Origin of the sequence: Accumulibacter sp. (assembly GCF_032229525.1) — a bacterium.
Classification (GTDB): domain Bacteria; phylum Pseudomonadota; class Gammaproteobacteria; order Burkholderiales; family Rhodocyclaceae; genus Accumulibacter.
Window position 1 is genome coordinate 1 of record NZ_JAVTWB010000085.1, and the last position, 2,641, is coordinate 2,641.

Annotated in this window: 5 protein-coding genes; all 5 read left to right on the forward strand. The window is 62.0% G+C overall.

Features of this window, described 5'->3' with window-relative positions:
• Positions 1-230 (forward strand): DUF4351 domain-containing protein (locus tag RUW20_RS05055; RefSeq protein ID WP_313951108.1); only part of this gene is annotated, 230 nt, incomplete at its 5' end.
• A 75-nt stretch (positions 231-305) separates the two neighbouring features.
• Complete coding sequence (locus RUW20_RS05060; RefSeq protein ID WP_313951109.1) at positions 306-617, forward strand: DUF4351 domain-containing protein; 312 nt, start codon at positions 306-308, stop codon at positions 615-617.
• Positions 618-764: 147 nt separating this feature from the next.
• Entirely contained in the window at positions 765-935 is a 171-nt protein-coding gene (locus RUW20_RS05065; protein WP_313951110.1) for a hypothetical protein, read from the forward strand.
• Positions 932-1,186 (forward strand): hypothetical protein, encoded by a 255-nt coding sequence (locus RUW20_RS05070; RefSeq protein WP_313951111.1) that lies wholly within the window; start codon positions 932-934, stop codon positions 1,184-1,186. The genes RUW20_RS05065 and RUW20_RS05070 overlap by 4 nt, the downstream gene beginning before the upstream one ends.
• A 379-nt stretch (positions 1,187-1,565) precedes the next feature.
• A partial coding sequence (gene gmd / locus RUW20_RS05075) for a GDP-mannose 4,6-dehydratase (RefSeq protein ID WP_313951112.1) occupies positions 1,566-2,641 on the forward strand: 1,076 nt, incomplete at its 3' end.

A 2,641-nucleotide genomic window follows, 5' to 3' on the forward strand; every position in this document is an offset into this window, starting at 1 on the left:
GCCAGGAAGGTCGCCAGGAAGGTCGCCAGGAGGGTCGCCAGGAAGGTCGCCAGGAAGGTCGCCAGGAAGGCGAGGCCGCCCTCCTGCAGAGCCTGCTTGCCCGTCGCTTCGGCATGTTGCCGGATGCGGTCCGCGCCCGCCTGGCGAGCGCTTCTGTCGATCAGCTCGAAAGTTGGGCCATCAACGTGTTCGATGCCGAATCGTTGGACGAGGTCTTCGCGCAACGCTGAGGACCAATCGGGCGCGGAAACCGGCACCTCATCGATTGGCTGATGCGCCTTCCGACAGAACTTGAGAAGCGGCTGATGGACGAAGTCTACACATTGGAAAGGAACGTCACCATGCCTTACGTCACCTCTGCCGAACGCTTCGGAATCGAAAAAGGTTTGCAGCAAGGCCGTCAGGAGGGTCGCCAGGAAGGTCGCCAGGAAGGTCGCCAGGAAGGTCGCCAGGAAGGCGAGGCAGCCCTCCTGCAGAGCCTTCTCGCCCGTCGCTTCGGCACGCTGCCTGACGCTGTTCGCGCCCGCCTGGCGAGCGCTTCTGTCGATCAGCTCGAAAGTTGGGCCATCCAGGTGCTTGATGCGCGATCGCTGGACGAAGTCTTCGATCAGGGTTGAAGGCAGCAAGCGACAGTCATGCGACTGACCGCCGAGCAGATTTAATCGATCCACAAGCTCGCCGTGGAAGTGGCCGGTGAGGCGGTTCGTACACGCGTCTTTGGCTCCAGGCTTGATGACGAAGCACGCGGTGGCGACCTCGATCTGATGATCGAACTGACCGAGCCCGTCACCAACCCCGCGCTTCTGGCGGCCCAACCCTCCGCAAAAGTCTCGCGCACGCTGCACGGCCGCAAGGTCGACGTGCTGATCAGTGCCCCCAACCTCAGGCGCCTGCCCATCCATGACGTCGCCTACCGGGAAGGCGTCTTGCTGTGATCCTGCGGGTTCTCGGTGAAAATCCGGGTGCGGTGATAGACAACCTCGACCGCGCCGAGCGCCTGGCCATCCTCGACTCGGCCGACGAATGGCTGGCCATGCGCAAGATCGGGAATCAGATGGCTCATGAGTACATTGAAGACCTCGACGTGCTCACCAGCGCTCTGCTGACGGGACACGCCTATGTTCCCGTGCTGATTGCCACAGCCGACGCCATGCTTACAGAAGCCGAGCAACGCGGCTGGGTCTGAACGCACAGACCCTCCCTGTAGGAGCCCGATTCATCGGGCGATGACGACGCCCGGCGTTGTCGAAACGCCCCAGATCACCCACCCGCCAATCGCCCGATAAATCGCGCTCCTACACATCCGCAAGCGCCTTGGCACGCCGGCAGGCGCGTTGCCACATCCGCAAACGCATTCCCCAACCCCGACCAACACCACCATCACCCAATCGCACCAATCGCGATAAATGTTACGGCATGGACTCACAGCTCCGCGCATGATTACGCACAACTTGACAACAAAGTCTGAATCCAGCTAAAAGCAAAGCCCCGCCAAACAAACCTACCCGTAAGCCTCTTCTTCCCGCCAAGCTCCCCAGGCCAGATCCAAAGCCAAAGACTCCACCATGACCCGCACCAACAAAATCGCCTTGATCACCGGCGTCACCGGTCAGGACGGCGCCTACCTCGCCGAGTTTCTGCTCAACAAAGGCTACGAGGTCCACGGCATCAAGCGCCGCTCGTCGCTCTTCAACACCGACCGCATCGACCATCTCTACCAGGATCCGCACGAGACCGACCGCAAGTTCATCCTGCACCACGGCGACCTCACCGATTCCAGCAGCCTGATCCGCATCATCCAGCAGGTGCAGCCCGACGAAATCTATAACCTCGCCGCGCAGAGCCACGTCGCGGTCAGCTTTGAAGAGCCCGAATACACCGCCAACGCCGACGGCGTCGGCGCCCTGCGCATGCTCGAAGCCATTCGCATCCTCGGCCTGGAAAAGAAAAGCCGCTTCTACCAGGCCAGCACCTCCGAACTCTACGGCCTGGTGCAGGAAACCCCGCAGAAGGAGAGCACCCCCTTCTACCCGCGCAGCCCCTACGCCGTCGCCAAGCTCTACGCCTACTGGATCACCATCAACTACCGCGAGGCCTACGGCATCTACGCCTGCAACGGCATCCTCTTCAATCACGAAAGCCCGGTCCGCGGCGAAACCTTCGTTACCCGCAAGATCACCCGCGCCATCGCCCGCATCGCCCTCGGCCTGCAGGATTGCCTCTACCTCGGCAACATGAGCGCCCTGCGCGACTGGGGCCACGCCAAGGACTACGTCGAAATGCAGTGGCTGATGCTGCAGCAGGATCAGCCGGAGGACTTCGTCATCGCCACCGGCGTGCAATACAGCGTCCGCCAGTTCGTCGAATTCGCCGCTGCCGAACTCGGCATCACCATCCGCTTTGAAGGCGAGGGCGCGGAGGAGGTCGGCATCGTCGCCAAGGTGGAAGGTGACAAGGCCAAAGCCAAGCTTGGCGACGTCATCGTCAAGGTCGACCCGCGCTATTTCCGCCCCACCGAAGTCGAAACCCTGCTCGGCGACCCGAGCAAAGCGCGTGAAAAACTCGGCTGGACGCCGCAAACCAGCCTGCAGGAGCTGGTCAAGGAAATGGTATTGGCCGACTACAGCTCAGCCAGGCGCGA

Coding starts and splice junctions, on each gene's coding strand:
- RUW20_RS05060 (WP_313951109.1), top strand. CDS start 306: ATGGACGAAGTCTACACATTGGAAAGGAACGTCACCATGCCTTACGTC.
- RUW20_RS05065 (WP_313951110.1), top strand. CDS start 765: ATGATCGAACTGACCGAGCCCGTCACCAACCCCGCGCTTCTGGCGGCC.